This window comes from Pseudomonas sp. ICMP 561 (assembly GCF_002699985.1).
Taxonomy (GTDB): domain Bacteria; phylum Pseudomonadota; class Gammaproteobacteria; order Pseudomonadales; family Pseudomonadaceae; genus Aquipseudomonas; species Aquipseudomonas quasicaspiana.
In genome coordinates this window covers 137,930-144,578 of record NZ_LKBT01000007.1, presented here as the reverse complement: position 1 = coordinate 144,578, position 6,649 = coordinate 137,930, and the positions used below count along the sequence as shown (strand labels likewise).

Sequence of the window (6,649 nt, the reverse complement as noted above, 5' to 3'; positions counted from 1 at the left end):
CCCTCGCTCAGGGTCGGGCTTGAGATTACACGCTCCGCCATCTGGATCCTGGCCTCTACTCGCCAGCCCAAGGCAAGGAGCCTGCATGACAAACCCTCTCATTACACCGCGCGGCCACATGGCCAATCTGGTCGCCAAGGCCAAACCCGCCGAGGCACCCGATGCTGGCGGATTTTGTCCATTGATGAGTGAGACCCTGCAACTGTTACCCGTGCGTTATGGCTTGGTGGAAGACCTAGATCCGTCCATCGAAATCGCCATGCCTTACAAACTACAGGCTCTGCCCCTTGGGTTTCGTCTGTTGCGGGACGGCTATCTGTACATCATCGACAGCGCCACCGGCCTGCTACATGAGTATCAGATAGCGAATGGCTCCGTGACTGCGCTGCTGTTCAAGGGCGAGCACGTCACCAAGGATCGGCGCGCTGACGTGATCGAAGCTGATCCAGCGCTGGCGTTCTCTCGCTGCAGCGTTCTGCACGTCTCTTTTTCCGAGGTGCAGTGGACAGCGTTCAAATGCGCACAAGTGATGAAGGTTTCCACCGAGCGCGAGTACTTCATGCAGCGCGTCAGTTTCGAAAATATATTCAGCGCGGCGATGCCCGGGACCTGTTCGACGACCGAAAAATGGCCGTGTGGCTGGCGGAAAGCAGCGGTAGTTGGGCGGACAGACCGGACGAGACTTCGACGAATATTCCCTACGCCTGGGAACACACTCCACTCTATCGCCAGACCATTCTTGAAGAATTCACCAGCCAGATCACCACAGCTCATAAGCGTGACTTCCTGTTTCTGGCGGTTAGGGATGACGTTGGGGTCATGCGCGATCTGGCGCAGTATCAGGATCAGGTAGTCGACCAGATCGACAAGTGGGCGCTGAGTCAGCAGGGCGAGGTCGAGCGCGACTACTTGCTGGGCTGCTACATCGAATCCCTGACCCAGATTAACGAAGAGTATCTGAACAAACGCGCTGACAAGGACCGGACGCTCAAAGCTTTGCTTGATGATCTGGAAACCCTGCCCGAGCCTGAGCGCACCCAGACGCGCAATACGTTGCGAGAGGTGATGAGCCAGGATAACCGTCAGGAAGCGGGCACCTACTTCAATGATCCCAACCCACCCGCCGACCTGCAGGAACGCCTCGAAAAAGCCAAACCGGACCGACTGAGCATGGACGACGGCATCGAGGCCCGAGCCAGTACCATTCAGCAATATCAGCTTGAACAACGCTTCGTCGGCACCAGCCCGGCCTTCATCGCCCGGCATTGCAAAACCCTCTGGAAGTTGTATCGCCAGATGAACAAACCTACTAAGGAGGCACTCTACGGCGCCAAATTCGGCCAGCGCGGCATCAATGACCTGATCGATCGCCCGCGCATGGATGCCTTTCTAAAGCAGCAACGGGCAATCCTGCAGCCACTCAACGAGCTACTGGAAAAGATCACCCAGGATCGAATCGATCTGCTGCGCGATCTGGTATTACGACATCGAAGACAGCGAGCAGGTTGATCACGCCCTGCTCACCGAATACGCCTGCCTGAAAGACATCTGCCGCAGCGACAAAGCCGTTGATTCGGTCCTGGATTGGCTGAACAACAATCCGGCCATGTCCCGCCCGATGTTTTACGCCGCGCCGTTGAGTGCGCAAACCGAGCTGGGCGTGCAGTTTGCCGTCTTCACAAACGCGAGCTGGCTGTTTTTCAAGGACGCACCGCAATGGCTGGAACGCCTCAAGCAATGGGGTGCAGGCCTTGTGCTCGACACCGGGCGGCTATCGCCCGCCTCTCAAGTCAACCTCACCGCTGCCTGGGGCACGCTGGCTCCCGCATTGCAGATGGGTATTCAGCAGGCGGTGCAGGCCTTCTTGCAGCAGATGGAAAAAGGCCAGCTGCCGGATATGGACGCGCTGTTTCGCAGCCTGCCCAAGGCGGCGGGCGTAGCGATTCTTGATGCAGCACGCCGGGAGAACGTGACCTTTCAGGTGGCCAGCGCCGAAGACCTGCAAAACCTTGGCAAGACCGTCAAAGCCGTGCAGCAGCATCGTGATCGCCTGCGCACCTTGACCAGCATGTCCCGCGAGCGCAGGGCCGCAGACCGTTCCTGGCACCTGAGTCCCGATGCCAACTGGTTTAAAGAGCAACGCCAAACCACCCGACAGTCCTTGGCTGAACTGGAACAACAACTCGCCAAGGCCATGAGCCCGGTGGCAGAGCTGCCGACCGACTCAACTCACCTGCAATTCTCGTCACCCGGCAAGCCGGGGTTAGCGTTGGTGTTTCCGGCGCAGCAGCATCGGGAGGTTCAGTCGGTGCTGGAGAGTTATCGAAAGGGTGTGGTGGTGGCGCCGACGGCCGGGCTGCTCGGGGATGGGGCTGGGTTGTTGGTGTTTGTGGCGCAGGCGGTGAATTTGGTTGTGGTGAGTAGAGAGACCTTCTCTGGCCCGGAAAAACAAAGGCGGTTGACAGCGTTTGCCAACAGCCTATTTGCAACCGCTGCGGCTGGACTTGGTGCAGCGCAAGGCATTGCCGATACAGCACTCAGCGCCCACGCAGCAGAGCTGGCAAAAAACTTTAAGAAAGCTGAACTGATGGGCGTTCATGTGCAGATGGGGAAATTGCATATTGGCCTTGGAATGGCTGGCTACTTCGCTGGAATGATCGCCGCCACCATGAGCCTTGCGAGCGCCCATAAAAATTGGCAAGACTCAGTTCGAAGCGGTAACAGAGAGGCGCAGGTTGGGGCCACCATCAGCATGATGGGCAATAGCGGCTTCTTGGCTAGCAACAGTTATGGCTTCGCTCAAACGATCCAAGCCTTCCGCCATGTTCTCGCTGCCGAAGCTGGAACCGCCGCGAGAACAGCCGCTTGGGCGGCTGCGGGTGTGCGCCTGTCCACGGTATTTTTACGTTTCAACCTGGCAGGAATTTTGTTCACGGCCCTAGAGCTGTCCGGCAGTTGGTACTACAACCGCAACAACCTCAGCCGGCACGATCGCTGGCTGCTTAGCACCCCATGGGGCCAAGGGCAGGACCCCGACCTGTGCCTTTCTTTGCCTCTTGCTCATTATCTAAAAGAACTGCGCGCGCATTACCAGGCTCCACGCATGCAAATCATACCGAGCAGCGACGACGCACCTCGCCGGTTCTTGCTGCATTTCCCGACACTGTTTGCTGCCGAGCTGACAAAACCCATTGTCAGTCATGCCAGTGCTGCCGTGCTCAACATTGGCGGCTATCAATTGATACGCAAAATCGAAGGCCGAATAGGCAGGCCAGAGCGCTGGAGCCCCTTGGGCACAGCCCTGGAGGATCGCCTGCACATCAAGGAGCTCAACCCCCTGATTGTGGAGTTGACGGATGTGCGCAGCCTTATCAATTCAGACCTGCCCAGCCACACCGACATCGTGCTCTCAATCCAGCTGGGACCCATTACTTCAAAGGGGCAGCACGAGGCCAACGTGTATGAGGTGCGCTTCCCGGTGTTTGGTGAAAGCGGCGACTTTCCGGCGTTGGAGCTCGATCCACCGGTAGAACAATGCCAGTACTTCGCAATCCACCCCAACCTCATGCCTGAGGTGAAAAAATAAGATGCCAAAAGACATTACTGGCCCTCCGCCCATCAATCACACCCCCCGTGCTGGCATGGTGGAAGCATTCCCGACCGGCCAAGTGACCTATCTTGCGCCATTACCATTACCCACCGATCTACCGGCGCAGGATTACGGCGGCGCAGTGGGAGAACTAAACGACAGACACCTCGACTTTGGAGTCGGCTTGCCCGCTGTTTTCGCTTGGCAAATGGGCCTTGGGACCCCTTTCTGGGTATTCTGGTTCTCTGGCCTTTTTGCTCCAGCACTCATTTGGTTCCTGACACTTGCCTGGGGTGATGGATTTGATAGAGCAGCGGAAAATGCTCTGTATTACCTGCCCTTTGGCATGGAAGTTGGCTGCTGGGCCGCCGCAGTCGCCCTCACCATCTACCTCGCCATCACCTTCCACCACCTCCTCAAATACAAAGAAGTCGTCCCCACCCGCTTCAACCGCCAGCGCCGTGAAGTCTGCTTCGTCCCCCGTGGCCATACCGAGCCTATCTTCGTGCCGTGGGAATCGCTATCCGCCTGGGTCGTACAGGCCCGGAGCGTGACGCAGTACGGCATGGACATTCGCTACGCCATGGGCGTCGGCTTTTATCACCCCCCACACGACGAGCATTACAGCCTGGAGTTTTTCTGCGCCGGGTTTGATCTGGCGGTGTGCAACTGGGAGGCGATCCGCGCCTATATGGAGTACGAGGTCCATACACTGAAAGAAATTCAGGACCCGCTTGAACTGCAAAACCCCGGCGATCCGCCCCATGAAGGGCTGCATACGTTTTATAACGCACGGGAGCGCATGCTGCGTCGGCGCAAGAATCGCGAGGTTGGCTTCTTCTATCCGTTCTGGTGGTACACGTACCACGTGCTGACCTTGTGGACCTTGCCCAACTACCTCACCGAATGGGAAATCCGCAGGATCAAAAGCATCGGTCGCGCAGTCATTCCGGAGGCGATGAAAAGCTGGTCCGAGCCGCTGCCAGAGGCGCAATGGGCCAAGCCCAGTGAAGAATTGCAGCGTCTGAGCCAGGCGGTAAAGGATCTTCGAGAGCAAAAGCCCAATCAGAACCTTACGGCACGATTTACCGAGGCGCAGTCCAACGCCGGAAAGCGAGGATAAAAGGGACGAAGGCTTACTTATCCGGCATCGGTACAGGAAATGGCATCACATTGCTGGTGCCGCGGGCTTCGCTGATCTTTGGTGTGCCGATTCGCTCGACTTCGTCGATGCGCACAATTGAATGCATGGGCACAAAGCTGCGCACTACGCCTTCGAACTGTGCCTTGAGTTTTTCTTCGCTCGGGTCTACCACAACGGTCGTGCGCTCGCCAAAGACGAATTCCTCTACTTCAAGGAAACCCCACAGATCGCTCTGATAGATCTGCTTGGCGTACATTTCGAACACCTGGCCCTGGTTGAGGAAAATCACTTTGTAGATTGGAGCTTCGCGTTTGGTCATAAAGGGCGGGTAAGAATCGGGGACATAAAAAGAGGGCGCGAACTATAGCATGCCCGTTCGGTAGAGGACGCTAGGAAGCGGAGACCGACGCCACTATAATGCGCGGTTCTTTGAACCACCTGATGACGGACGCATGGCCAAGAAGCTTTATATCGAAACCCACGGTTGCCAGATGAACGAGTACGACAGCTCGCGCATGGTCGATCTGCTGGGCGAGCATCAGGCCCTGGAAGTCACCGCTCGCGCGGAAGATGCCGACGTCATCCTGCTCAACACCTGCTCCATCCGCGAACGCGCCCAAGACCGGGTTTATTCCCAACTGGGCCGCTGGCGCGAGCTGAAACTGGCCAACCCGGAGATGGTGATCGCTGTCGGCGGTTGCGTTGCCAGCCAGGAAGGCGCGGCCATCCGTGATCGCGCGCCCTACGTGGACGTGGTTTTTGGCCCGCAAACCCTGCACCGCCTGCCGGAAATGATTGATGCGGCACGCTTCACGCGGTTGCCGCAGGTTGATGTCTCGTTCCCGGAAATCGAAAAGTTTGATCACTTGCCCGAGCCCCGTGTAGATGGCCCGAGCGCGTACGTGTCGGTCATGGAAGGCTGCAGCAAGTACTGCACTTTCTGCGTGGTGCCTTACACCCGTGGTGAAGAGGTCAGCCGTCCATTCGATGACGTCGTGGCCGAGGTGATTCATCTGGCTGAAAACGGCGTGCGTGAAGTGACGCTGCTGGGTCAGAACGTCAACGGTTATCGCGGTACGACCCATGACGGCCGCGCCGCCGATCTGGCCGATCTGATCCGGGTTGTCGCTGCCGTCGATGGCATCGACCGTATTCGTTACACCACCTCGCACCCGCTGGAATTCTCCGACAGCCTGATCCTGGCTCATGCCGAAGTGCCGGAGCTGGTCAAACACCTGCATTTGCCGGTGCAGTCAGGCTCGGACCGTATTCTGGCCGCGATGAAGCGTAACCACACCACGCTTGAATACAAATCCAGAATCCGCAAGCTCAAGGCTGCCGTACCAGGGATCAGCATCAGTTCGGACTTCATCGTCGGCTTCCCGGGCGAAACTGATAAAGACCATGAGAACACCATGAAGCTCATCGCTGATGTCGGCTTCGACTTCTCGTTTTCCTTCATCTACAGCCCGCGCCCCGGCACTCCGGCAGCGGATCTGGCAGATGAGACTCCCGAAGCGCTGAAAAAAGAACGCCTGGCCGCCCTTCAGCACCGACTGAACCAGCAGGGTTTCGAGATCAGCCGACAAATGGTCGGTAGCACCCAGCGCATACTCGTAACCGACTACTCGAAAAAAGACCCAGGCGAACTGCAGGGCCGTACCGAGAACAACCGGATCGTGAATTTCCGTTGCGACAACCCCAAGCTGATCGGCCAGTTTGCTGACGTGCACATCGACGACGCCCAGCCTCACTCGCTGCGCGGGTCGCTGCTGAACTGACAGCGCCGGGCACGCAAGGCCGGTAGGAGCCAACTTGTTGGCGAGGCATGGGGCCTGTGTAGCAGCAGATGACGCCTCGCGAACAAGTTCGCTCCTACCGGGATTTCATTGCTGCACCGATTTACCCACAACCTT

At 57.9% G+C, this 6,649-nt stretch carries 6 protein-coding genes; 5 read left to right on the top strand and 1 reads right to left on the bottom strand.

From position 1 onward, the window contains the following. The first annotated feature begins 85 nt into the window (after positions 1 to 85). The 4 genes from AO242_RS30070 (at position 86) to AO242_RS07615 (ending at position 4,712) form a co-directional block, all read left to right on the top strand. Positions 86 to 853 carry a toxin VasX gene (locus AO242_RS30070; RefSeq protein WP_099268232.1) on the top strand — a complete coding sequence of 256 codons (768 nt, stop codon included), beginning with the start codon at positions 86 to 88 and terminating at the stop codon, positions 851 to 853. Next, positions 820 to 1,509, top strand: a complete 690-nt coding sequence (locus tag AO242_RS07625) for a hypothetical protein (RefSeq protein ID WP_099268231.1) — start codon at positions 820 to 822, stop codon at positions 1,507 to 1,509. Before AO242_RS30070 ends, AO242_RS07625 begins: the two co-directional genes overlap by 34 nt. Positions 1,510 to 1,618: 109 nt before the next feature. Then, positions 1,619 to 3,586 carry a hypothetical protein gene (locus AO242_RS07620; RefSeq protein WP_099268230.1) on the top strand — a complete coding sequence of 656 codons (1,968 nt, stop codon included), beginning with the start codon at positions 1,619 to 1,621 and terminating at the stop codon, positions 3,584 to 3,586. A 55-nt stretch (positions 3,587 to 3,641) separates the two neighbouring features. Next, complete coding sequence (locus AO242_RS07615) at positions 3,642 to 4,712, top strand: hypothetical protein (RefSeq protein ID WP_257153394.1); 1,071 nt, start codon at positions 3,642 to 3,644, stop codon at positions 4,710 to 4,712. 13 nt (positions 4,713 to 4,725) lie between these two features. Here AO242_RS07615 and AO242_RS07610 read toward each other — a convergent pair whose 3' ends face one another. After that, the gene (locus AO242_RS07610; protein WP_027902336.1) at positions 4,726 to 5,052 is read right to left on the bottom strand and encodes a DUF1820 family protein; all 327 of its coding nucleotides are present in this window, start codon (positions 5,050 to 5,052) and stop codon (positions 4,726 to 4,728) included. Between the two features lie 133 nt (positions 5,053 to 5,185). Here AO242_RS07610 and miaB point away from each other — a divergent pair, with 133 nt between their 5' ends. Further along, positions 5,186 to 6,514 (top strand): tRNA (N6-isopentenyl adenosine(37)-C2)-methylthiotransferase MiaB, encoded by a 1,329-nt coding sequence (gene miaB / locus AO242_RS07605; protein WP_099268228.1) that lies wholly within the window; start codon positions 5,186 to 5,188, stop codon positions 6,512 to 6,514. Positions 6,515 to 6,649 lie beyond the last annotated feature (135 nt).